The sequence below is a fragment of the Citrobacter sp. S-77 genome (genome assembly GCF_963864895.1).
Classification (GTDB): domain Bacteria; phylum Pseudomonadota; class Gammaproteobacteria; order Enterobacterales; family Enterobacteriaceae; genus Citrobacter; species Citrobacter murliniae.
The window spans coordinates 86,967-110,646 of record NZ_CAWLWU010000001.1 but is presented as its reverse complement, the minus strand read 5'-3'; the positions used below and the strand labels follow the sequence as shown (position 1 = coordinate 110,646).

The following is a 23,680-nucleotide window of genomic DNA, read 5'->3' as shown; positions in this document are numbered from 1 at the left end:
TCCCAGACACTACCGATTCAGGGGCCTGCTGCCCGGCCTCACCACTTCTATGTTGACCCCGCCACGGCCTGCGTAACAGCATCCTGCGGAACGAATAGCACCACTTTGTTGATAATCCATTCCGGGTCATCGTCGCCCCACACCAGCTCGTTAGTGATGTACAATTCCGTTTCGCCATTGAAGTACCGGGCATAACTGTATATTCGCTTCGCGAACCAGTGCTCCACCTCACAGCAATAGTGCAGGATGAGTTCAGCCGCGACGTCGTCACTGACTGGACTTCTGGGGGGCATAATCTACCGTCAGAGTGCTCTCTCCAGCGAAACAAATATTTGCCTCATAGCCGACACGCCACGGTTCACACATTGCCCATATGGCGCCAGGATATCCGCCAACAGACAACCGTTGAAGCCGTCCACCGCGATATCCAGACACGTCGGCAACACATCGAGGAAATCCATCGGTTCAGCCACGTGAACAGCATGGGGTCCACTTGGAAAACGGAAAATATCCTACGTTAAGCCTGTTTTTTAAGCAGGCATGACAGACAGTTTTGAGCAATGAGCAGAAGTTAAAATTCAATGCAAGTTGGAAAACCGAAGCCATCTGCAGGGATGCACTGCCCCCTGCAAGTTAGTCGCAATGTCTCTCAGTTATAAGTAAAACCAGCGGAGATTAAGGGGCCTTGCTAGCTAAATATATCCTGAGTCTAAAGTAGTAAATAAAAAAGGTCGCGTCAGCAGCCTTTTTACAATTCTTCTTTATTGCATTTGAGTTGGTACACAATATGAATAACCGGATTCCTGAATCCTTATAAGATATGGCCTGTTGCGGCGGTTATTGCGACATAAAAGCAGCTCCGGAGTCAACTAGGATATCTTTTTTTGGGGCTCATCGGTTTTTTCCTCGATCTGGACTTACTCCCCCTTCCATTTGCAATGGAGCACATCCTGTAATTCCTGCTAACTCTGCTTATTAGCGAAGCTATGCGCCTGAGTTTGTTGCCAGACCTGGAAAACGTCGCTTCCGAAAAGCGACGTGCCGGTGCCGGATGACTGAAAGTAACATTTCTGGTGACAGTAAATTACCAGTAAACGACATCACCCGTAACCTTGGGACTGTTACTATAACCATCCCAAGGCAACTATTCTTATTTTATCGCAAAAGATATTTTAACGAACCGTCCATGCTGGACTCCAGTCTTCTGATTGGAATAATTCCGTCAGCCCACTAATCTGCTTGAGTCTCAGCACCTCATCCTGGTCCATACCCAACTCGGTTCCGATACGTTCATCCGACCAGCCATGTCGTGACAGGTCTCTGACAATATCAGACATCGAGGTAATCTGATGCTTTCCTCTGGCCCGGTTATGACGTATGGTTGCCGCCATGCGTGTTGCCTGCCCCTTTCTCTCCGGATTAATACAGGCCACTGGCAGCCATCCCTTCAGGCGTTTTCCTGTATCTGCATCCCTGCCCAGCAGCTGACGGTGAAAACCATCCACCACCAGGTAATGTTCCTTCTCCTCCGACACCACCACCGGCTGAGTGAAACCGTCCTTCTCCAGCGACTGTCTCAGCAGTTTCTTCTCACTAGGAGCCATGACGTTAGGGTTGTAATTGTTTGACACTACCTTACCAGCCTTCACCCACAGTACGCAGTCCACCGGCTCCTGTGCAAAAGGACTGACCTCATGAAGTATCCTGCGCAGATGGTTCAGAGCCTGAACAGTCTCTTCCTCCAGTCTGTCCTGACTGAAATACCGGCGAATCAGGTCAGTCAATACATCCAGTGTTACAGAATCCCCCATTCCTTCCTCCTTTCCTTCATTCTCTGCAGATAACGCTCATAGCGTTGGGGTTTGTTCGGGCTAAAGGACAGTGTACGACACCAGAAATCATTCTTTATCAAAGTCTTGCAGATACGGCGCCAGGACGGAATATCTCGACAGCCCAAATCATTATCCTGTTCATCAGGGATGTCATCCGGGAAGCCCCGAGTATGATACCAGCGCAGATAGACAGCTATCTTGTTGCGGTAATGTTCTGCCGTTCTTTGCGGCATCACATCCAGCAGGAAGAGCGCGTAACTGCGCCAGGTATGATGAGCCGGTTTTGAAATCCGTTTACGCAGGGCAAAATAGGCACCGCTTTCATTGGCATAAAGGGCCCCGCTGGCAGCTCCGGACACTCGCTCACACATCCGGGCCCAGGTTTCTGGCTCCAGAACATGGTAAAGCCACAGTCCCTTACGCTGTTCAGGACCAAAAGGTTCGCAGACACGCATGTTGCCTAACGGCACGCCGGCACGGTACATCAGATCATACAGGGGGTTGTAGATGGCACGGGTTCTGGCGTGATACACCCAGATATCACGGGCTTTCCAGTCATACAGCGGGTACATGGTGTAGTAAAACCCTTCAGGCGATGCTGTAGTCCAGGGTTTATCATCGGCATATCTCAGTTTGCGCTGAGACACCAGACCCATAAAGCGGTTAAGGGACTCATCCGCACGGACACCGGTCAGTACCGCCACACCACATTTATTACCGGCAAACCAGGAAGAAAATCCCGGAACAAATTCTTCAAAAGTCATGGAATACCGGTAAAAGGGAAAATACGTCATATCCGTAATAGCCTCTTCCGGTGGCTGGCGAACCCACTCCACACCGGGCTCCCAGCATGTCCACTCCGGCTGAAACTGAGAGACACCATTTACCGTGGTCAGGGGAAGCGCCACCCAGTAAAATATGTCCGTCACGTCCCGGTACATCTCCTGCATCTTCTGAACATGCTGAATGGTGCACTGATACTGGGCTTCCCAGTCAATGAATAATACTGAGAAACGACGCCTCTTCCTGCGGGCCACATCAGCCACAAGGTGGAAAAGCACGGTGGAATCCTTACCTCCGGAGAAGGAAAGGCATATTGATGGAAATGTTTCAAAAATCCACTCAATACGCCCCACTGCAGCACGCAGAACATTCTCTCCGGTCGGGATTTTCTCTGTCAAAAAATTATCACTCATCTTTTGTCTTATTTTATGCAGAGGAATACAGCTTATGTTGTTAGATAAATTCCGTTAATGCCAGCACCGGCTTTCAGTAAGCGATGACTGCAAAAGACAGGCCAGCTGGTCGATAGCCCCAAAACACATTTCGGCGTAGATGATGAACGCGCAGATACACGAATTACGGCGTGTCCCACCGCTAAAATATTGCGGGCACCATTTACACTGGCGTTCGCTGTGTATCCATAAACCTGACAGACCAATGTGCTCTGTGACTGGCGGTATTCTTTTGCCGTATGACCACAGTATGCGCCGCGCTGAATGGTGCGCCAGCGTTGCTTGTACTCAAGCTGGCGACGCATTTCATACCAGCTCTGGTCCAGTATCGAACGGTTTAAGCCTGATTTTGCCCGGACATTACGTGCCGGCTGGCTGACTATACCCGCTTGGGACTTTGACATGTTTTTCACCTTCAAGTCCTCAATGATTATCATGGTGTGTTTTTTGCTGACTGTCGTGGTGACTTTGTGAAGGTCGTCCCTCCGGATACTGACGATATCTGTTTCCAGCTTCATGGTTCTCATTCTGGAGAGCCAGCACACGATTAAAAATGAAACGACAGGCTCCGGCGAAGCGCCTCATTTCACGCTCCTGCTGTTCACTTGGTCTTAACCGGAATCTGAATGCTTGTAGTCGTTTCATGGCTGGTATTTTAAACAAAAACAGTCAGGTGGAAAACAGCATCTTATATCCCAAGCCTGAAGAGCGGGGATATAAGGCGCATCTGGTCAAGCCGTATTTCCCGGATATTATGCTCCATAGATTCGATGCCAAAATCCCCGGATATCCGTGATGTCGAATGATAAAATGAGGAATATCTTCTTTGCTAATCAGCTACTGAGCCTCAGGAGGAGCAAGTGAATGGCTTTCGAGCCGGCTCGGTTACGGACCTCTAACGGTGTTCCCCTGCTTGAATTGCGCGCCGCACAGCTACCTAGCCCGCATGGCGCCCTCTTCATTGAGGCTGCTCGCCGCGATTTACCGACGCTAATCAGAGTGCATAAAGAACTGTTCTTCCTGCAGAAAGAAGGGGATTTTCTGGACATGGTCGACCAGATACGACAAGCACTGCGCCTGCCGCCCACAGAACGGCCTGTTTTCTGACGTTCTGAAACGAGAAAAGCCATCCTGAGGAATGGCTTTTCCTATACTAACTCCGCTGAAATCGTAAACAATATTATTGTCCGAATATTTCTATGAGGCTTACTGACGTAAGCGTCAACCACTTGCGCGTCAAGGGTTTCCGCCATCTTACTGAATACTTTGAATTTGCGGAGGTGCCAATGATCACTCATTCACCATTCACTATTGCTGATAATTATGCTCTTTTGGGTAGTTTTTGCATACCCGGCGTTCAGGGTAAATTCGAAGTACGTTCAAATAATACCCGCGAGAAGCGTCCGATGCTGATCGTGGTGCATGAAAACTGGCAGCAAGCAACCCGTCGCGACCATGTTGTGCCGCTGGTTGTTGTTCAGTTTGAAGAAGATGGCCGTAAGAAATGCATCGAACAGAAAGAAACCGAGCTATCAAAATCGGTGAATCTGGCTGATTTCAGCCGCCGCGCGATAGAATTTTTTCAATGGAATGAGCACAGCAATCTGGCATGTCACCACTGATAATATGTGAACATGATAAAAAATTAATCTGGCCTGACGATCTCAATGAACCGGGCCAGTCCTACCAAAAATTAGCAAACATCACTGACGACGCAGGCTTTAAGCACGAGGTCATTCTTGAAGACATCGGCGAACAAGCACGTCTTTACTTGCGTCATATCGAGTCAAATGAAGTTTCCGCAAACTATATGCTTGAGTTTGCTCTGGAAGCTCCAGAGGGTTTTCCTGATCGTATTCCGCAGGTTATCAGTGCATTTGTCGGCGATGAATATAGGGCAGTAAAACTGTCCCAGCACGTATACCGGCTAATCATGGCACATTATGGTGTCGTTGTAAGCGATACGCAGCAGACCGCTGGCGGCATATATATCCGGCTCTATATGGCTCTGGGGAATGACGTGCTGATTAACGTCATGAAAATTCATGGGGAAAAACTGGAGTATCAGCTAAATGCCGCTGGTAAGCCTGAAGCTTATTGTGGCGAACTCGACCTACTGGAACAGGCTGGCGATACTATCTGGGGTGGCCCAGATGATGTGGTTGCTGAAATAAACCTAGAGCGTCTGGGCTTTAAGCCGACGCACCAGGATATGCAGCATATTGTTTTGGCCGCTCGCCTCAATACTAATTCGTAGTAAAGAATTCCGGCGTCAGCGACTCACATTATTCAATGTAGGCAGCCTGACGGCTGCGACTTGTCATGGCCTTGGCGACTGTTATAACCCCGAAACCTACATCTTCTGTAAAATCATCGTGCTGACCCGCTTCGCCAACTTCTTTCAGCAGGGCAACCAGCTGGCGCATCATGAGGCTGTGTGAAAACGTAGACACAATGAAAAAGAAAAGCACCACACCCACTCCACACGATGCCATGTTCAGGCATTTCCTGACACAGCCGGACATTGCCCGTGATTTTATGGATTTGCATTTGCCCGCAGAGCTGCGGGCTATCTTGTTCTCCAGTATCCCCTCGATAATCGGCTTTACAGCCTAATCATGTTACGAAGAGCCCCACGGATAAAGGATTCCTTAACTATCTTATAGGAAATAAGTTGAATGTTCCCCTGAAGGTCAATATCTCATCGTGATCATTAACTGAATAGTAAGTACTTCTTCGAGGCAAGCCCATTTCTTCTCTTAATTTATTCTCTGTCATGAGATCTTTTCTAAATGACCCTAGCCCGACCGTTCTTGCTTCTTCATGAAGATTTGGCGAGTAAATGTTTTTGTTACTGATTATCCTGACTTTTTCACCAACAGCATTGTGATATACATGCAATAGCTCATGAAATAACACTATGCAATCTTTATCTTGCGCAGATATACCATCATTTCTAGTGATGCCATCATGATTGAAGTTAATCATTAAAGTAGAACCACACCCTCGAAAGTTAGATGCGTCATCAATATCATCAGGCACGACACCAGTATTACTGCTATTAATATCAATGAGGATGTTTATATTCTTGAACGTGGTTAAAATGTTAAGAGTTTTAATTAACTCTTTACCAATAACCGTCCCGCTCAATTTATTTAACGCCAATTTGAAACGGGTCCCATTTATTTCGTTTGTGCATATTATGCTGATATGTTTATTGTTAACCCATTCCTTACAAATTAACTCATTTCTATCAATATGGCGTGACTTAATTGTTTGAAATTTAAGTGGTGCAAGTGAAGGTCTTTTCATGTGGTTTCCTTTAAATTTAAAAAGTTGCCAGAACCATGCTGCGGAACGGTATTAATCGCAATACCGTCATGAAAATGACCGGTCTGACAAGAAGACCTGGTGCAGCTCTGTCACTAATTATACTTTTCTGGGCCCCCCTGTCTGGCTGTCAAAGTAAACTGACAGGGCAGGGAAGCATCCCCTTCAGGCTCTGCCTGCCAGCCACACCGGTTAAACAGCTTCACCACACCAGCCACATTACCGCTCAGACGTGCTGTCAGTGGATTTATTTGTTGGCCACTGTCGTCAAAAGCGACATCGAGGTTTGTCCGGGACAGATAAATCCCGTTTACGCCAGGTTTCAGGGTAACAGCATGCCGGCCAGACCATTCCCTGTCGCTCAGCAGACAGCAGTTCCAGTCCATATCTTTCGCCGTTTCCAGGGCATAGGTCAGTCGGAACAGATCATTCCGTTCAGACAACTCGCCGGTGCAGGAACGCCAGAGGTAATCCAGCTTGCTGGCCAGCTTTGCCCGGACGCCCAGCTGGCGGCCCTGCTTCAGCATCCACTCGATGTCGGGTGTAACATCACGTGAGAAACGTCTTTGCTTCAGAGCTGTTGCCAGCCAGCGGGTGAGAAAGAGATTTTCCTGCGCCGGTGATGGCACTCCACCATCCTGTCTGGCGAGAGCCAGGGCGACCAGCGCGCACCATGCCATATGTCCTGATTTTTCTGTTAGTGTCACTGCAGGTAATACTCCGGATACTTTAACTCTCTGACAGATAGTGTAATAAAAACAAAAGTATCATTCACCTTTGGGCACACATACACCACGTAGTTTCAGTTCACCAACGTTGACTTTATTCATGGCTGTCAGCGCATCCTTGCATGCTCTTTCGTTGCCGAATTCCTGCGAATGAACGGCCAGCGTTGGCTGTTTAGCCACAGTCGACGAGCCCGTGAACGGTGTTGAAAGCCAGAAGATCAGTATCCACATACAGTTTATCCTTTTGTGTTTATGACGGTCCGTTTATCTTCCCTGTCGGAATAGTATCGGTAAAAGCGTAGTCAGACTAGCTGAAATCTTTCGCCTGATGTGACAGTAAATATTGTCCGTTTCAGTAATATAACAACAAGATCAGATATATTATTCGGAGTTCAGTCAGCTTATTTTACAAGTGTGGCTTTGCTCCTTTTTTTATAATATATTATGTATCAACCATGATGATTTCTGGTTAAGCGATCATGATTTTTAAAAGGAAGTTATTATGAAAGATTTTAAGTCTGTCTCCATATGTGTCACGACATATATACTCCTGTGTTTTTTGGTGTTTTCAACCTGGCTCATCTTCATATCTCAGTATTCAACTCTTGATGGTCCTGATCTGTCCGGAAAAATGATGTATATATTAAATGCTTTTTTCATATATGTGCTGATGGCACCATTTGATGCGTTTTTTGATAGTTCTTTAACTATGGTCAGGGAAGTAGCTAACTCTTCAGAACAAATGACGCGCTTTTATAACGAAATACCCATCCTCTGGATATATGGTATTTCAGCACTGTTGTGCTTTAGTATCTACACGTTATTTAATAGAATGAGTATCCGTCAACGAAAAGCCCGTTGATGACTCATCCGGAATTTCAAATATTTGAGTTTAAAACAATAAATTTAATCTGCAGAGAAAAAATGACCAAAAATGAATGGGTTTTACGATTGAGGCGCTGTACTTCCGGGGAAACGCTGGAAAAGGTTATTGAAAAAAATAAATATTCGCTTTCAGATTCTGAACTTGAACATTTTTACGCAGCTGTGGATCATCGTCTGGCGGAGCTGACAATGGGAAAACTGTATGACAAAGTCCCGCCTGGTGTGTGGAAATTTGTGAAATAGACTAAAGATGGGGCAACGACCTCGCCCCTGTGTTTATCCTGGTAAAAGTGACTTTTGCCCGTACCCGGAACTATTTCAGCTCACTATTTCATCGTTGATACTTACTGTCGTTGGGATCTGTTCCGTTCAGGCTACGGTCAGTGAACGCTTAAGGTTGGAGCGGGAAACGACAATCACACCCAAAGGGTTACGTGATATGAATCCGATGGGAGGCGATTTTTCTCGCGTACATTGTTTAGCGCCAGAGTGTCGCAGGACTCCCCGCCCTATTCAGGACGGGGAGAATGTCAGTCGGAGGAATTTAAAAACTGATAGGGAGAGAAGAATTTATATCCCAACCATTGGGTTAAATTATCTGTTTTATAAAAATTAACAGGATGATAATTTTCAGGGATATTTCTGTCTCCATGTCCATTATATACTGCGACTTCCGGATATGGGTAAACGGGGCGAACTTGCATTACGGATGGTTCTTTTCCCTCATGTTCTGATGACTGTGATTCCCTGGCAACTATCAACGATGTTGGCTGGCCGAATGTCCCTGCATCTTTATTATTATGCTGTGCAGTCAATACTTCCTGAGGGGGGGTATTTTTTTCCACCCATGCCATCATAGGACTGAGTAAATCAATACTATCGGGCCCTTCACCACCACCACAATGATAAACTCCTGGCAGCAAATACAACCGCTCAAATTGGCTGGTTACTGTCTTCCCCATGTTTTTCTGAACAGCAAGATGATAATTTATCGTGTTCAAAGGGCTGATATGTTGGTCTGCCAGTCCATGCCACAGAATTAATTTTCCACCACGTTGATAGAATGCATGGAGGTCAGGATTCGTTGAATCATAAAAACGATGCAGCTTACTCAATTTGTCAAAATATGATGCATCAAATTTTATTCTGCGTAAATCAAATTTCTCTGGCGTATCTTCTTTTGTAAACAGCACATCATTAGCATCCTGGCTAATTTTAGTACTGAATAGAGAGCCTTTTTTACTTTTAGGGATAAAAATACCTTCCCAGGCTAATTCAGACCCTGGCAATGGCCCACCGGCAAGCAAAGATAAACCACTTTGAGGGTCTTTTGGCCCCTGATAAATTTTATTCAGTACGTCCAGCTCCAGAGCAGTAAGACACTGGCTGGTATCAGATTGCCCGGACGGGCATAAAAGATGCTGCAGATTAGGGTTACAGGAAAGAGGATTACTGATCAGACCATCTTTGTCGCCATCAAGAGCATCACACTGAGACAGTACTGCCTTATGAATCAGCGTTAGTTTATCCGCAAGTAGAATGTGGTTACCGTCATTATCAGTGTTAACCTGTGCCAGCCAGGGATGATATACTCCATTTTGGGTCTGGAAGTTCATCGCCGCAGCCCCTGCAATGATGCCATCAAAATCATCAGGATATCGTTGCGCTGCCATTAATGCTTCCCGTCCGCCATCAGAGCACCCGGTAAAGTAGGCATATCTGGCGTTTTGCCCGTAAAATGCTGTGATTAAAGCTTTGGTTGCCTGAGAGGTAAGATGGACACTGCGGTAAGCAAAATCCGTTCGTAACTGCGAATCTTTGCCAAAAGAGCCATCGGCAACAGTGTGCCCCATGTCTGTTGCTGAAGTAACGAAAGAACCATCTGTTATATGGGAACATCCGTCAGCTGCACCGATTTCATCTGATATTCGTCCACACAATCCACCACAGCCAATCTGCAGAGAACGCTGGCGCCAATTCTCTGTTGGCAAACGGACCTCAAAGCCAATCTGAGGAGCCAGACGTCCTGTAACAATGCAAACTTTACGTTTTTCATCCAGAGTTGTTTTCAGGACCTGACTTCCTTCCCCAGCAATAGAGGTTAAATCAGTTTGTAGTAGCGTGGAGCAATCAGTGACAGGAGTTATTCCTGGCAAATCTTCATAGTTGTTGGTGGAAGCTGGTGTAGCCGAGGAGAACTGATTCGCGGATAATGCGGATACAGGAAATATGAGTGAGCCAGTAAGTATCGTTAATGGTATAAACCAATTCAATTTTTTATTCATATATACTCCGTTTGTGAAATGATGAGATAAAAACATCACATCGCCTCATTATATAATTACAAACAATTATGAAAAAAATATGGAGTGGGCTATATTCTACTTTAGAAGCCAATGAACAAAAGGAAGGGGATATGGTTTTACTGGCTGCACTCTGGATATAGTAATATCTCACTCACTTTCTGGACATGAACAACATATTCGATAACGTAAACCTGACTCTGGTCTATACACCGGGAATTTATTAGCTCCGGTAAGTGTTTTATCTCTTTTTCAAGGTACTTTCCTCAACAATATCTGTCATTATTTTGACAGAAAAATTACCCTGATGCCGCAAAGCGGCATGGAGGCGCCAGCAAATGATAAATATGGCACTGTCGCTGAATGGCGCCGTAGCCCGGCGTAGCCGGTTGATCGATAGAAGATCGCTATTAACCCCCCCCCTCCCTGTAAAGCCATAATCCGCGGTCATACGGCTCAGGTGTTGATGTGCGCTGTCGGAGTGGTCCCGACAAGGGTTTACCCGCAGTCGGGGCGTATCTCCGCGTAAGCGGGCCGTGAGGGCCGCTTACGGGCGTGTATGACAAACTGCCAGCAGCACTACTGACAGCAACGAAGAAGTTTAGTTACATCATCCATCATTAAAAGCGATGTAGTTCCGGCCCTTTGGGCCGGGGCGTCGTCGCTTTTCAGTGGTGGGCGGGGGTATGGAGTGACAGATTTGCACGGATCGGGGGGTTTTATAAAGGGATATTTTGAATGTTGTAACTAAATGGAGTTGGTTTCGGGGCCCGTCGCGGAGCGATAGGAGGTGCTTTGTCGTCTGTCCATAGGACAGGCGATGAAAAGGCCTTTTATTAAAATGATAAGTATTAAGTGGTTTAAAAGAATTACTGAGCAGGGGTTTAAAAGGAATCACGCACTTTGTAACGCCTGCGGCTGGCGCTTTGTATCTGTAACGGCTGTAACTTAATGGAAACTTCCCTTGCAGTTATATGTTGATAAGTCAGTTTGCGATGATTTCTGCCGTGTTTTAGTGCTTTCAGGGACGTATAACAGGATGGACTGGAAAGTCAGATAGGAAGAAAGGAGTGAGAATTGTTCGTAATTTGTACGGGTATTTTGTCCGGACGTACGAAATCCTCCGGCGCTGGCCGGATTTTCAGCAAGGGGTTATTCAGGGTGAGGCTATGGACAGCCTGGTGTAGTTGCTGTTCCGTGACATGATCATGCGCTCCTTCACGCGACGGTCCAGCTCGCGTTTCACAGCCTCATGATTGCCGGTAAATCGTCGTTCTGCAATTTCCCGCGTCAGCTGCCGTTTCACTAAGGTAACAATGTCCTGGCGGGTTCTGTCCGCATCACGGCGGGCACGGGCACGCTTAAATCCGTGGGCCTTACGCTCAGACTGGTAGTGACGGAAACGTTCGCGAACATAGCGCCAGGCTTTTGCGATCAGCTCATCCATCCCCTGAGCGGCCAGTCCCTGTTTTTTGCGTTGTTTGTTTTCCCATTCCACACGGCTGCGGCGTACGGCCGCAACGGCTTCCTCTGACACATCGAGGGCAGAAAACAATAGCGAGGTGAACGTAATATCGGTCGGAATATAACAGCCGATTGCCGGGTCATATTCGGTCTGATAGGTAATCAGGTCCAGCTCAGACAGGAATTTCAGTGCCCGGGTGGCACGGGTAATGGACAGATTACCGGAAGCAGATTCGGTGGCCAGTCCGCATTCAATCGCCAGCGTGGTGATGGCACACTGGACCCGGTTAGCCAGCGGATCATAGTGAAAGCACAGACCCTGCAGCAGTGCATCAATAGCACGACAGCGTAGTACCGGTGGTTTGCGTCGTCTTTTTCCCTGAGAGCGGGCATTGGCCACATGTATGGAGAAATCAAACCGTGAGGTGAAACCTTCGGCTTTCTCCATCAACTTTTTACAGAATGGCAGTGTCCGTACGCCTTCACGAGACGTGAACACCGGATTCGGGTTTTTGACCTGACAGTAATGGGATAACAGGATTTGAGTGTCAGCCACACCTTCCTGCACTTATGTTGCTCGGAAGGAGTAAGCACAGAATCGGGTCTTGAAGTTTTCTGAGCATGCACGTATACTCCCTGCATAGAGCAACAGCTTCTATGCAGTTTTAGTGGGCCCCGGTAATCTTCTTCGCGTCGCCAAACAAGAGAAAGATTATCGGGGTTTTTGCTTTTCTGGTCCCGGGTAGACACCTCATCAGAACCAGTTCCCTGCCACCTTATGGCGTGGCCAGCCATCACAATTATTTATACGAACAGGAATTTAGCATTCAAAGACAGTTCGATCAACAAAAGTGACTACTCACCAAACAATTCTCGTTTTATGAGTAACTCTATCGCTTCTGCCTGAGTTAACCCATTCTCCTGGCAAAATGCGTCCAGTTTTTCTTTGTGAGAATTCTGGATGAACACATTTACAGGTTTATGAGTCTCCCTTTTGCGGGATACCGAACGCATTTTCCTCTCACTTACACTAAGAGGCGCACCTTTTCGGTAAGCTCGTTTCGATGAGGAAGTTACTGCATTTTCAATTTGCGACATCTCTGCCTCCTCAAAGATCAAATAAGGATCTTTGCAGAGAATACTACAGATTCAGGAAATCAGCGACTTACTTTATGGACGTAACCCGCGTTGGCGCACGGTTTACATCCGGGGATCGTTTCTTATTACGGCTTAGTATGTCTGTTTCCAGTCCGTTCCCTGTGCCCAGCGTGATGCCCAGTGGCTCAGGTATTTCTGCGCAACGACCGTGTCATCCCATACCACAAGCACATTCTCCGAATTCGAACGGTCTGCAGCACGGGTGTAGTTGAATGAGCCGACCTGGGTGTTGCGGCGGTCAGCGACGATCACTTTATCGTGCAGGATTTTGTAAGCACTGATGGTACGTACCGGGATGCCGGCACCAGTCAGCAGGTTCATCGCCGCTTTGCTGGCGTTGTTACTCTTTCCGGTATTGGCTTTCCAGTCCAGCACCACTTTTACATCCACTCCCCGGCGTTTTGCTCTGACAAGGGCGCTGGCCACATCCGGAGAGGTGAAGGAATAACCCATCAGACGAATTTCCTGCTGTGCGGTATCAATTGTCTTAAGAACCAGTTGCAGGGCCGCCCCTTCTGGTGAAAATCCTGCCTCAATGGTGGCTGCGTAAGTATTCGGTGCTGGCGCACACAGAACCAGAGCGAACAAGCCAGGCAGAAGCCATCGGGTCATATGTTTTTTATGAATTATTTGCATAGTATTTCCTTCACTGGATGTATTCAGAAACCCGGTGAGTGGGGAAAACTGGCTTTTTCCCGCTTACCGGGTTGGACAACTGAGTAACACGAATGCGTCAGCTCATTTTTTATCCCTGACTGTTTTCTTCTGTCGACAGATGCTGCGGAGCCAGTATTGCGCGCCGGACGAGCATATACATATTCACTCGCCCGCTCACGAATATGGCTATATTCCATAACCCGTATACAATTAGACAGCCAGCAGAAAGGGACCATAATCCCCAGGGAATGACATACATCAGTACATTCCAGAGCAGACGATAAAATTGAGCTTCAGGGTCTTTCTGCCAGTTTTCAACTCAGGTATCAAATACTAAATTCATCACCTCCCGCATGGCTACCCCAGCTATCAGAAATATCAACCCACAAAGAAAATAATTCGTCATGCGTTCATATTCACGCTTCATATGGATTTTTATTTTATTAACCCTGGCTTTATTTTTACTTGAGATCATTACATTTACCAATATATTTATACCCTTACAGTATACGCACCATAAATGGCCAGCATATAATTAGCAGTATTATTAATATACTTGCATGACGTATCCAACAGACTGAATGACGAGGCTTTACACCCTACTGACAGGATAGATTAGTCGAGCTGATATGACAGATACTCACCCGGTGGGCAGGAAAGCAAAACGCTCAGTTCTGATTTTGATACTGACCTGACTGATAAATCATGTACTATAAAATATACATCCCCCCGTTCCCATCATTAGCTTAATAGCAATTTCATTGATAATATCGACAACTGTTCTTTCCTTTCTATCACTGTCTTTTCCCTTATCGATATAAACCCATCCCGCTCTATTTCACAAAGACTGTCATAGAATAGAATTGCCTTTAGCAGGAAATATTCCAGACTCCACACACTAAAACCCGCGGTATCAATGTAATTCATACAAAATTTCACGATTAATATAATCTCGACAAACCAGCATATTTCTAACAGATACTGTATTTGCTCGTATAAGGAACACCATGGTTCCCAAAAAACTTCCACACTTAACCTTACAATAAACCTTTGTTATTATGTGGTTGTGAGACTTCAACAGAAGTCATACTGAAAGCTGAATGACTTTCCTCCATCTCAGGATGGAGGTTTTTTTCACAACTTTTCAAGTGCGGCCTGAATTTCTGCTTTTCGCTCGTTCTGCCGGCGTAGTCTCTTCAGCCGTTCCTGTGCATTGATTTCATCTTCGTCAGTGACGTATCCGCAAACCTCTCCCTTATGGTTATACCGGCTGGCACCTGTAATTATGTTGGCGCGGTATACTTCTGAACGGGCAACGGACTTAAGAGCGCGGCGAACCTGTGTACGGGACACTGGCAAATTACGTGCCTCAATATCAGCAAACAGCCGTTCACAGATACCGCACTGCATCGGACGAAGTCGCTCCCCGTCAAACAACTTAGGCCACCAGGTGTTCAGCAGCGCTACCGCATCATCCAGTGGCTGCAACTTCTGATACGTATTCAGAGCAGCCAGAAGTTGTTTTCGTTTTTCCGCACGATCAGCAGCCCGTGCAACTTTTTCTGCCAGCCTCTGCTTTTTTTCTTTCCATGCAGGAGGTGTGGTGACATGGACAATCTTCTTCCGACGCTGTACCGGCATATGCGGAGTGCTGCTTCGGTTCAGTGTAAGTACGGGACGTTTATTTTCAGTCATTTTCGTTGGCCTGTAATGTCTCTTCCCGGGAGGATTTTAAACGATGTGTCGTCAGTCCGTTAAGCCTGAAACGATGTAACCGCAAGGGCTATAAGCAACAGCTGAATTATGTAACCCTCTGCAAACCACCGACTGGTCCGAAGCCGCTGTTCTGACGCCGGAACAAGAGCATACACCCCATATACCACGGCCAGCGTCAGCAATACCCCAGAGAGCGCTGCTATTCCATGACTGGAACTATTCACCGTCACCACCGTTATCAGCCAAAGACCGAATACAGCCACCTGATACGCACTTTTCACTTGCCAGACCATGATTGCTATGGCCACCATAACAAGACCACCCCAGCCGTAACTGGCTGTACTGAGAGGCAGATAAAACGCCACGCAGGTAACGGCCAGGAATCCCTTAACGGCGCTGGGATTCTGCCAGAGCTGACATAGCTGAAGTACAAGAGCAAAGCAGAACAGAATATTCAGTTGCCACCACTGATTCCCGGCATCCCGGAACGCCAGCCAGAAGGCGGGTTGTGCCAGTACCGCCATTAACCACAGCCGGTTGAGGGCTGATTGTCGCAATGTTTTTCCCGCCAGATTGCAGCCACAGACCAGTGCAAATAGCGGAAAAGCACACCGCCCCAACAGATTAAGCCATGGTGAACCGATGCCGGTCGCCGTCGCAACATGGTCGGCCACCATCGCCAGAAAGGCGATGATTTTAATGACATCGCGCTGCAGGGGAGAGAAAGACAGTAATGCACATAATCTGGCCGTTTCATTTCGCTCTGAAATTACGTTCATTCAATACTCCAGCTCTTCCTTAAACGCATATACCAAATCAAAGTACCTAAAGCCTCTCGCGGAAACAGGCATATTACGAAACAACACAAAACTATTCCGACGATTAAACCTGAGATAAACCGCCCTGAATTTCCCGTGTAATCTTGCGAAGAATGAGAATGATTCCGGTAAAGTCTGGGGTTGTATAAATAGCCTTTTTTATCCGTCATAATGTTTTCTCCCTGTTGATAACCAGCTCCTTTTCATTCTCCCGCAGCACGTCCTGCGCATGCTGTCGCCTGATAGTGTTAACTTCCTGTTGGGCCAGACGCTCCAGCACTTTCTCTTCCCTTGCCGCATCGCGCTCTGCATATTTTGCTCCCCACTCTGCCAGCCCCTGTTCTGCCGCTTTCTGTGCAGCTATCTCCGGATCTTCTTTTGGCAGGAGACTGAGACGCTCTTCATCCCTCAGCGCGCTCATAATGGCTTTTTCCGCTTCCTGCCGCGCTCTCTCTTCAGGCGAAGTCAGGCTCAGAAGTTCACTGTCCGGTTTTTGTGCCCCCTGCATGTCCATCAGCTCTGCGTCCGGTATGCGCTCACGGCCCTGCGTCAGTTTCTCTGTCAGCCAGGACGGTAAAGCCCCCGCCTCCTGTTTCAGTATCACCCCATGCTCAGGATGCTGACGTGCCATCTCCAGCGCTTCCTGATGGGCTGAGGCCGTCAGTGTGACGCCGCTACGGCTCTGCTGCAGCACAACCAGGTCCGCCTGCTCATGCCCCAGCAGGCGGACCTGCTCACCGATCCCCTGCAGACGTCCGTCCCCATCCATTCGAATTTCACTCAGCCAGACACCCTGTTGTCGGCCATTGCGGTCATACGCTGGCCACGCGATATGTGGCTGCGGATATTTCCGGCTACCGCTGATAAACCGGGCTTCTCCATCCGCTGGCAGCCCGGTCTCCCGCAACAGCGCCCGCCCCAGAGCACTGTCATTCAGCGACCGGGCCTGTTCCCATAATTTCTGCCCGGAAACAGCCCGGATATCCTGCTCAGCCTCCAGAACATCATGCGCCGTCTGGCGGCTTTCACTCCCCGCGACAGCCGAGAGCCACCTGCCGCTGTCATCGGTATAGACCTGCACATGCTGCTTCATACGCGACAGCGCCACATACGCATCACTGAGGGAGGCAAGTCGCTGGCGCGCACCGGTTGCCCCGGCCAGCGCAATCACAAAGGCCTCACTCGCCCCCTGCGCCCGGTGCGCAGTTCCGGCATAGGCATAATCAATATGCGCATCCGGCAAGTCACGTCCGGGCTGAATCAGCCGTGTATTTTCCCCGTTCTTCAGCGTGATATCGCCGTTATCTGCTATCCGGCTGACTTCCCACAGAGTCTGGGTGTCCCGTCCCTGCTCCCGGTCCTGCCGCGTGAAACGCACCAGGTCCCCTTCGGACAGGCGGATATCACGACGCGAATACACTGCGATATCCCGCAGGCTGCTCTCAAAGGCCGAGAGCAGATGGTCCCGGCCTTCCGTATCCCGCAACATAACCACACCGCCCGCCCGGTCCGGGCTGTGAATGGTGTAATACTGCTGGTTTATCAGAGCAATGTCGCCACTGTGCTGCGCCAGTCCGGCGACAGACTTCAGGACTTCCGTCAGTGTTTTTTCACGGACCAGTACCGGAACAGTCACTTCCCGTTCACCGGTTTTTCCCGTTGCGTGGAGGCGGTCATGGATACCGGTATTAATTGCCAGTGCATCCGCATTGGTCTGGGTGACAATCAGGGTCTGCCGACGGACCTCTGAGGTGCGGCCGGTGTAATCATCCACAATGGCACTGATAACGCGGTCCCCGGCCTGCTCTTTCTGCTCAGCCGTCTGGCGGATTTCAGTGACAGAGGAAACAGGAACATATGCCCCGGCTTCACGCGGAATCTGAGCCGGTGAAACGCTGCGGATGGTGTCCAGCGCCTGCGCCGCACGCCCTTCGAGCAGGGCATAAACCGCGGGGCGCAACTCAGGCGTCTGGCGCACAATGTCCTTCATAACGGCCACATCAATGGCGCTACGCTGCTGCATCAGCGTGAATGGCGCACCACTGGCCACCGGCTGCAGCTGCAGGCTGTCACCGGACAACACGCCACGTCCACCGGCTCCGGCGATACGCGTCAGCGTGTCGGCCATATCCTTGTTTCCCACCATCGAGCTCTCATCGATGAGGAACAGTGTCCCGGAAAAATCGAGCTTTTCCCCGGTCTGCTGCCGCCGTTCGGTATCCATCAGGAATGACGCAATGGTCTGCGCCTTCACCCCCACGCTCTGCATCTCACTGACGGCCCGGTGCGTGGGCGCCAGCCCCACCACCTCCGGTCGCTGTCCTTCCGGCAGGGTATTCAGTGCGGCCAGCACGCTACGAAACTGGGTGGTTTTACCCACCCCGGCATAGCCCTGAATGGCCACAAACCGGTCGGTGCTTTCCAGAATGAGTCGGCTGGCCGCCTGCTGGCCCGCAGTCAGCCCGTGCAGATGTGAATCGCTGACTTCCTGCATCAGAGGAGGCTGTGTCCCTTTCCCTTCCGCCAGCGTACGGATAATGGCCTTTTCCTGTAGCCAGGTTTCGGCAGGGACATAGCGGGTTCCGCTTCTGTCACCCGGCACAGCCAGCACTTCGCCGCGCTGAACCAGCGTTCGGAACGTTGTCCCGACCTTTGAAAATGTCATGTCCGGGTGAGCTTTCAGCGCCTCCTGTGCCACATCGAGACGGGAAAACACCACATTGCTGCCCTGCACCACTGCAATGGCCTGACGCACGGCCTTCTCCGCGACAGACATCAGGCCCGATTTTGCCTCCTGCATCGCAATATCCAGTGACCGGCCCTCCGAACTGACCTGTTCCCGGGCCTGACGATACAGAGGAGAACGTTCAAGGCGGGCATGCGCTTCATCTTCTGACAGGGAGGTGTAAATCTGTATCCGGTCACCACTGTTGGCCAGCGTGTTCAGGGTCTGCGCCTGCGTGTCGCGGGCAGAAACTGCCGCCAGCACGGTTCCTTGCTCACTAACGGACTTGCCGGGTGTGGTGACATACCCCTGACCGACCTTCAGACCATCAGCAACCGCCAGACGATGCCGCTTCTCCCCCTGACGCACGGTCAGTGTGCGTTCTGTAACTGACTCTACAGTGACACTGTCACCTGCGCTCAGTTTTCCGTGTTTTCCCATCAGGGTCAGTTCATCCCCTTCGGCCACAGCCAGCGTGCCCGGCTGATATAGGCGCCAGCTGCTGTCCAGGTCGCGTATTTTTATTAACTGAGACTGCCCGTCCGTTCCTGTCAGCGTGAGCTTACGGCTACGGGCCGTCACACGGTCGATGGTGTAACGCTCTGTCTTCCGGCGTTCCGCATCATACCGCTCCAGAATCTGTCCTTCCCGGTAACTGTCGGTCAGACGGCGGGTTTTACTGTCGAGAAACACCGGTGTCAGCGTCTGAATCACTGTTTCCCTGTCTCCCAGCGCCCCGGTACTTCTCAGCTCCTGACGAATGGCCTGTACAATGGCTCCCTGCTCACGTCCCGGAGCCTGCGCCACCACCGTTTCTCCCTGCGCATGCAACACGGCATAATCCTGAGCCAGCTGCGCATAACGCTGACGCCGATCCCCCACACTGACAACGGATACACTGACGCAGTTATCCCGCCCTCCCCGCAGACGTACGACACCTGCGTCTTCCAGCGTGGCCAGCGCATTGCCGGTGCCCTGACGCCCGCCGCTGTCCATCAACAGAACCTGCACATTGTGGCGCAGCGCCTGGTCAAGCAACGTAACCGTCTCCTTCACGGACAACTTCTCTGCCCCCGCCACCACCAGTGTACTGTCCGTGGTCAGTTCATCCCCGGACAACAACTCCTTACCTTGAACTCTGCCGGCCAGACCGGCCTGTTCCGACAGAAAGGCAGCACCTTTTTTGTCCGGTGCAAAAACCTGAACCTGACGCCCCTGGGCCTCTGCCAGAGCAACGGCCGCCTGCACCTGCTCACGCTGTGCTCCGGCTCCCCGACCGGTACTGATAATGGCCACAGCCGGCAACGTGTCAGCCAGTACCGCCATCGTTCCCTGTAATGGCCCTCCGGGGCGGGCCGTCACCATCACCCGGTTCTCCCTCATCATCTGCTGTGCCAGCTGCTGCACAGACAGCTCATCGAGAAGGTGTACAGACGAAGTGAAAAGCCCCTTCTCCCTGTCGAGCGGTACCAGCTCTCCCCGGCTGATGGCCAGCTCGATACCGGCGCGCGCCTGCGCGATGATACCTGGCTCCGCCTCCACCTGCGCCAGTGTCCGGCTCAGCACCTCTGAGTAGGTAAACTGCGTTTTACGGTCGCTGAGCAGGGAGATTGCCCCTGATACCGCCTGCTGAAGAGGAGCAGAGACAGAGGGGGGCTGCCCCGGCAATACACTGCTTTTCTCCTCAACGCCTGGCGATACTTGCTCTGTACGTAACTGCGCTTCACGTGCCTGCGCTTTCTCCCTGAATGCGGAATAGCTGAATCCGGTCCGGTCAATGCGCTCATGCCACTCTGTGAGCAGTTCATCCCGGTCCGGCTCCTTCTGTTTGGCCTGGCGGGTATCGAGAGCAGCCACGTCCCGTGATTTTCGTGAAGCGTCATCTCCGGCTGCCTCACGGATTTCCCGGCTGCGGGTTGAAAAGATATCAACCGGAACGCCTTTAATTTCCCAGAGTCCGTTTTTTCCGGTATCAACGGTTTCATACCCCATCGACTCCACCTGCCGGCGTAGCTGATTAAGCTGAATCTGACCCAGGGCCAGCTGGTTTGCATAAACCGCTTCAATAAATCCGTCTTTTCTGACAGTACCGGACGCCAACGTTCGCCACCCGTCATCAGTGGGTGTCATGTTCAGAAACAGCGCATGGGTATGGATTTGCGGGTCCAGATTACGTGATGTGTCGTGGTTGAAAGTGGCGATTACCGCTTTCTGCGTCAGCTGAACCTCTGAATAACCGTCCTTCATTGTTCGGGTTGAAACCAGCGATTCAACTTCTTTAAGCGTTTCCGTTATCGAGTTATTCCATGCCTCCAGCAGGCGGGACTCACCATACAGTGCAATCAGCACAGAGACACTTTTGGGGGCCGAAAAGGTCAGATCATAGCCGCTGCGATGGACATTTTTACCTCCGGACATGTGCTCCAGACTCTCACCATTCGGCAGACGTCCGGCAATCAGTTCATCCAGTTGATGCGCATCCACAACGCCGTCCAGTCCCAGCGCGTGCGCACCTTCCCCGAGCCAGCGTGACTGGAGATTACCGAGGAAATAGTAGTTGTCCTGAGCGGCATAGTAACCGGCGCCGCCACCGGCAATCGGTGCGATACTCAGCATTACCAGTCGACCACCCGGCCGTCATCCGCCTCACGCTCAGACTGCCGGGGGTGCGTCACCAGGTTGCGTTCTTCCTGGCGCATGGACGCAATGGCCGTACTGGTCAGGTCATCTGCTTCCCACGACACTTCTTCATAGCCTTCATCGCCCGGGAACAGGATTTCACCCGTATCCCGATTGATACGCTCTTCACTTTCCGGCGGGACCTGCGGGGCGTCCATCGGATGGCTGTCATCAGCAACTGCCATTGTCGCAGCCGTTGCCACAGCAGCGTTCCCGACAACCGAAGCCACGGAAACTCTCTCCTGCTGTATTTGTTTTTCAGTCGTTATCGGAGTAACAACAGTGTCGACCTCTCCTCCGGCATCCCTCTGATCCAGCAGGTCAAGCAGCGCGGCCACATCGCCCTCTTCTTCCGTACGGCGATTGATTTCGGCTTCCACCTCCGGGTCAAGCGTGTCGTTGATGTCGCGCAGCAACAGCTCTTCCGCGCAGTCCTTCATCTTCTCGTACCGCATGCTCATACGAACGGCAGGATAGTCACCAGGGAACGTGACATAACAGCTGAGGTTCGGCAGCATCTGAACATCGGTGTAGTTCACCAGGTAGCGATCTTCTTCCGCCTTGCTGAAGGAGACGCCGTCACGCACGGTATCAGCACCGTAGCTGTACTGCTCGCTGAAGACCCGGTCGCGACGCTGTCCGATTTCGCGCTGAACCCACTCAGCCTCAGCGCTGGATGGCGAACGGAAGAAGTAACGGGTGTTGACCAGCCCCAGCATGGCATCAGCAAACTCTTTACCGTAGGTGTAATCCATCTGAGCTTTGGCCTGAAATCCCAGCACAAAACAGCCACCAAACTTACGCGCTTCAGCCAGTACCCCCGGCAGTTCCGGCAGCTTGTTGAGGGAGGGGAGTTCGTCATAGATAAACCAGATGCGGCGATGCTGGTTTTCTCCCATGCCGAGCAGGCAGTTCGACGCCTGCGCCAGCCACATGGAAATCAGCGGCTTCAGCGACTCGTGCTGGCGGGCGTTACTGGTGATCCACAGCCAGCCATGCTGTTTTTTCTGCGGATCGTTCACCGTGCTCATCCACTCCCGGATAGTGAACGGTTGCCGCCCTGTACGCTCGATGCCCTGCAGATAGCGCAATGCCTTCACGTAGTTGGTCAGCACGCTGCGGATGGAAATGGCTGTTTTTTCGACCTTCTCTTCAACCAGGTTACTGGCTTCCGTACCGGCCAGATAATCACGCAACGCCTTCAGATCGATGGCCAGCAACGTGCGTAACAGGGCATTGTAGGAGTGGATACCTTTCTTTTTCTGACGGTAGGCAACCGCTGAAAAAATGGTACGGGCAGAACTTTGCCAGAACGGATCTTCTTTGGTGCCCATCGGAATAAGCGTATTTGCTGCACTGTCGAAATCCGGGATGGACTCAAACTCACGGAACATGTCCCAGTAAGCACAGCGTCTGTCCAGCGCGTTGAGCAGAACATCATCCCGCTCACTGAAATGCTTTTTAATCAGGGAACAGCCTTTGTCGTAGACAATGGCCATATCACCACGCGCCCGGATCTGCTTCAGCAACTTATTGAGCGTATTGGATTTACCGGCACCTGGTGTGCCGTACATCATCATGTACTGCACTTCACTGTTGAGCATCAGGGGAAGGCTGTCGATACAGATGGAGGAAGCTTCGCCACGGCGACGCATCTCCCGGGCAACGGCTTTCACGTCGTCGGTCAGTTCACGTCCGCCCATCCGTTCATCCTGTGCCTGTTTTTCCCCCAGGCGACGCAGAAAACGGAAAATCAGAAAGGCCAGCACGCCAACCGCAACAGACGCCCAGAACAGGGCCAGATAAAGCTCCTGGAGGAACATATTCCCGGCCCAGATCATGTAGTCGTCTTTCAGTATCTGCTCAGAGGTCGCATGAAGGGTCTGGCCGTTCCAGGGAATGTCATACACCGGTGCCACGCGGTATAACGCCTTCTCCCCACGTGCAGTCATCGAGAGCCACCAGTAGAGACCACCGTTACGGATGGTTTCCAAGGGAAGACGCAGCCAGAAAAACAGCGGCAAAAAGATGACGAAAAACCAGATAAGCCAGAATGAAACGCGTTTATTGACCTGCATGAACATGTTCAGCATGTAGCTGAAGACCTGTCCACCCTGCGTAATATGCTTGGTTGAACTCATAGGGACGTC

24 protein-coding genes and 4 pseudogenes are annotated in these 23,680 nt (G+C 50.4%); 9 read left to right on the top strand and 19 right to left on the bottom strand.

What is annotated here, in order from left to right:
* Positions 1-47: 47 nt before the first annotated feature.
* The 6 genes and pseudogenes from AACS05_RS00640 to AACS05_RS24905 all read right to left on the bottom strand — a co-directional run bounded on the left by AACS05_RS00640 (position 48) and on the right by AACS05_RS24905 (position 3,652).
* A complete protein-coding gene (locus AACS05_RS00640; protein WP_052369312.1) occupies positions 48-293 on the bottom strand; it encodes a hypothetical protein in 246 nt (81 codons plus the stop codon).
* 9 nt (positions 294-302) lie between these two features.
* Positions 303-473, bottom strand: a complete 171-nt coding sequence (locus tag AACS05_RS00635) for a hypothetical protein (RefSeq protein WP_190284586.1) — start codon at positions 471-473, stop codon at positions 303-305.
* Between the two features lie 699 nt (positions 474-1,172).
* A complete protein-coding gene (locus AACS05_RS00630; RefSeq protein ID WP_045450024.1) occupies positions 1,173-1,811 on the bottom strand; it encodes an IbrB-like domain-containing protein in 639 nt (212 codons plus the stop codon).
* The gene (locus tag AACS05_RS00625; RefSeq protein WP_045450023.1) at positions 1,796-3,028 is read right to left on the bottom strand and encodes a phosphoadenosine phosphosulfate reductase; all 1,233 of its coding nucleotides are present in this window, start codon (positions 3,026-3,028) and stop codon (positions 1,796-1,798) included. The genes AACS05_RS00630 and AACS05_RS00625 overlap by 16 nt, the downstream gene beginning before the upstream one ends.
* Before the next feature lie 32 nt (positions 3,029-3,060).
* Positions 3,061-3,567 (bottom strand): annotated as a pseudogene (locus tag AACS05_RS00620) (hypothetical protein); the annotation flags it as partial.
* On the bottom strand, positions 3,491-3,652 hold the full coding sequence (locus AACS05_RS24905) for a helix-turn-helix domain-containing protein (RefSeq protein WP_404842387.1): 162 nt from the start codon (positions 3,650-3,652) through the stop codon (positions 3,491-3,493). The gene AACS05_RS24905 and the pseudogene AACS05_RS00620, both read right to left, overlap by 77 nt.
* On the opposite strand from AACS05_RS24905, the gene AACS05_RS00615 reads away from it, so the two are divergent.
* The 4 genes from AACS05_RS00615 (at position 3,621) to AACS05_RS00600 (ending at position 5,324) form a co-directional block, all read left to right on the top strand.
* Positions 3,621-3,863, top strand: a complete 243-nt coding sequence (locus tag AACS05_RS00615; RefSeq protein ID WP_190284588.1) for a hypothetical protein — start codon at positions 3,621-3,623, stop codon at positions 3,861-3,863. The genes AACS05_RS24905 and AACS05_RS00615 overlap by 32 nt on opposite strands.
* 68 nt (positions 3,864-3,931) lie before the next feature.
* Positions 3,932-4,174 carry a hypothetical protein gene (locus tag AACS05_RS00610; RefSeq protein ID WP_223307042.1) on the top strand — a complete coding sequence of 81 codons (243 nt, stop codon included), beginning with the start codon at positions 3,932-3,934 and terminating at the stop codon, positions 4,172-4,174.
* A 179-nt stretch (positions 4,175-4,353) separates the two neighbouring features.
* On the top strand, positions 4,354-4,689 hold the full coding sequence (locus tag AACS05_RS00605; RefSeq protein WP_045450022.1) for a hypothetical protein: 336 nt from the start codon (positions 4,354-4,356) through the stop codon (positions 4,687-4,689).
* Positions 4,677-5,324 (top strand): hypothetical protein, encoded by a 648-nt coding sequence (locus AACS05_RS00600; RefSeq protein ID WP_045450021.1) that lies wholly within the window; start codon positions 4,677-4,679, stop codon positions 5,322-5,324. Before AACS05_RS00605 ends, AACS05_RS00600 begins: the two co-directional genes overlap by 13 nt.
* Positions 5,325-5,352: 28 nt before the next feature.
* Here AACS05_RS00600 and AACS05_RS00595 read toward each other — a convergent pair whose 3' ends face one another.
* Complete coding sequence (locus AACS05_RS00595) at positions 5,353-5,562, bottom strand: hypothetical protein (protein WP_032262535.1); 210 nt, start codon at positions 5,560-5,562, stop codon at positions 5,353-5,355.
* Here AACS05_RS00595 and AACS05_RS00590 point away from each other — a divergent pair.
* A pseudogene (locus AACS05_RS00590) lies at positions 5,522-5,641 on the top strand (Rpn family recombination-promoting nuclease/putative transposase); the annotation flags it as partial. The gene AACS05_RS00595 and the pseudogene AACS05_RS00590 sit on opposite strands and share 41 nt — an antisense overlap.
* Before the next feature lie 81 nt (positions 5,642-5,722).
* Here AACS05_RS00590 and AACS05_RS00585 read toward each other — a convergent pair.
* Positions 5,723-6,379, bottom strand: coding sequence for a M91 family zinc metallopeptidase (locus tag AACS05_RS00585; RefSeq protein ID WP_045450020.1), 657 nt, complete (start codon positions 6,377-6,379; stop codon positions 5,723-5,725).
* Positions 6,380-6,399: 20 nt separating this feature from the next.
* Between AACS05_RS00585 and AACS05_RS24900 the strand changes: the two are divergent.
* A pseudogene (locus tag AACS05_RS24900) lies at positions 6,400-6,496 on the top strand (hypothetical protein); the annotation flags it as partial.
* Here the strand turns inward: AACS05_RS24900 and AACS05_RS00580 are convergent.
* Together AACS05_RS00580 and AACS05_RS00575 are read right to left on the bottom strand one after the other, a co-directional pair.
* Positions 6,493-7,104: a DUF2913 family protein gene (locus tag AACS05_RS00580; RefSeq protein ID WP_045450019.1), complete on the bottom strand. Its 612-nt coding sequence runs from the start codon at positions 7,102-7,104 to the stop codon at positions 6,493-6,495. The pseudogene AACS05_RS24900 and the gene AACS05_RS00580 overlap by 4 nt on opposite strands.
* 60 nt (positions 7,105-7,164) lie before the next feature.
* Positions 7,165-7,356: a hypothetical protein gene (locus AACS05_RS00575; RefSeq protein WP_045450018.1), complete on the bottom strand. Its 192-nt coding sequence runs from the start codon at positions 7,354-7,356 to the stop codon at positions 7,165-7,167.
* A 271-nt stretch (positions 7,357-7,627) separates the two neighbouring features.
* Between AACS05_RS00575 and AACS05_RS00570 the strand changes: the two genes are divergently transcribed.
* The gene (locus tag AACS05_RS00570; RefSeq protein WP_045450017.1) at positions 7,628-7,987 is read left to right on the top strand and encodes a hypothetical protein; all 360 of its coding nucleotides are present in this window, start codon (positions 7,628-7,630) and stop codon (positions 7,985-7,987) included.
* 62 nt (positions 7,988-8,049) lie between these two features.
* Positions 8,050-8,253 carry an HHA domain-containing protein gene (locus AACS05_RS00565; RefSeq protein WP_045450051.1) on the top strand — a complete coding sequence of 68 codons (204 nt, stop codon included), beginning with the start codon at positions 8,050-8,052 and terminating at the stop codon, positions 8,251-8,253.
* 287 nt (positions 8,254-8,540) lie between these two features.
* Here AACS05_RS00565 and AACS05_RS00560 read toward each other — a convergent pair whose 3' ends face one another.
* The 3 genes from AACS05_RS00560 to tap all read right to left on the bottom strand — a co-directional run bounded on the left by AACS05_RS00560 (position 8,541) and on the right by tap (position 12,400).
* Positions 8,541-10,295 (bottom strand): tannase/feruloyl esterase family alpha/beta hydrolase, encoded by a 1,755-nt coding sequence (locus tag AACS05_RS00560; RefSeq protein ID WP_045450016.1) that lies wholly within the window; start codon positions 10,293-10,295, stop codon positions 8,541-8,543.
* A gap of 1,174 nt (positions 10,296-11,469) precedes the next feature.
* On the bottom strand, positions 11,470-12,318 hold the full coding sequence (gene repA, locus AACS05_RS00555) for an incFII family plasmid replication initiator RepA (RefSeq protein WP_255351288.1): 849 nt from the start codon (positions 12,316-12,318) through the stop codon (positions 11,470-11,472).
* Between the two features lie 7 nt (positions 12,319-12,325).
* Positions 12,326-12,400 (bottom strand): RepA leader peptide Tap, encoded by a 75-nt coding sequence (tap, locus tag AACS05_RS00550; protein WP_071829104.1) that lies wholly within the window; start codon positions 12,398-12,400, stop codon positions 12,326-12,328.
* Between the two features lie 58 nt (positions 12,401-12,458).
* Between tap and AACS05_RS00545 the strand changes: the two are divergent.
* Positions 12,459-12,601 (top strand): annotated as a pseudogene (locus AACS05_RS00545) (replication protein RepA).
* A 31-nt stretch (positions 12,602-12,632) separates the two neighbouring features.
* Here the strand turns inward: AACS05_RS00545 and AACS05_RS00540 are convergent.
* The 6 genes from AACS05_RS00540 to traD all read right to left on the bottom strand — a co-directional run bounded on the left by AACS05_RS00540 (position 12,633) and on the right by traD (position 23,671).
* Positions 12,633-12,875: a replication regulatory protein RepA gene (locus AACS05_RS00540; RefSeq protein WP_042077973.1), complete on the bottom strand. Its 243-nt coding sequence runs from the start codon at positions 12,873-12,875 to the stop codon at positions 12,633-12,635.
* Positions 12,876-13,007: 132 nt separating this feature from the next.
* Complete coding sequence (locus tag AACS05_RS00535; RefSeq protein ID WP_032260480.1) at positions 13,008-13,571, bottom strand: phospholipase D family nuclease; 564 nt, start codon at positions 13,569-13,571, stop codon at positions 13,008-13,010.
* 1,155 nt (positions 13,572-14,726) lie between these two features.
* Positions 14,727-15,287 carry a fertility inhibition protein FinO gene (locus AACS05_RS00530; protein ID WP_045450012.1) on the bottom strand — a complete coding sequence of 187 codons (561 nt, stop codon included), beginning with the start codon at positions 15,285-15,287 and terminating at the stop codon, positions 14,727-14,729.
* 59 nt (positions 15,288-15,346) lie between these two features.
* Positions 15,347-16,087, bottom strand: coding sequence for a type-F conjugative transfer system pilin acetylase TraX (traX, locus tag AACS05_RS00525; RefSeq protein WP_045450010.1), 741 nt, complete (start codon positions 16,085-16,087; stop codon positions 15,347-15,349).
* Between the two features lie 205 nt (positions 16,088-16,292).
* Entirely contained in the window at positions 16,293-21,467 is a 5,175-nt protein-coding gene (gene traI / locus AACS05_RS00520; RefSeq protein ID WP_045450009.1) for a conjugative transfer relaxase/helicase TraI, read from the bottom strand.
* Positions 21,467-23,671 carry a type IV conjugative transfer system coupling protein TraD gene (traD, locus tag AACS05_RS00515; RefSeq protein WP_045450007.1) on the bottom strand — a complete coding sequence of 735 codons (2,205 nt, stop codon included), beginning with the start codon at positions 23,669-23,671 and terminating at the stop codon, positions 21,467-21,469. The genes traI and traD overlap by 1 nt, the downstream gene beginning before the upstream one ends.
* Between the last annotated feature and the right edge of the window lie 9 nt (positions 23,672-23,680).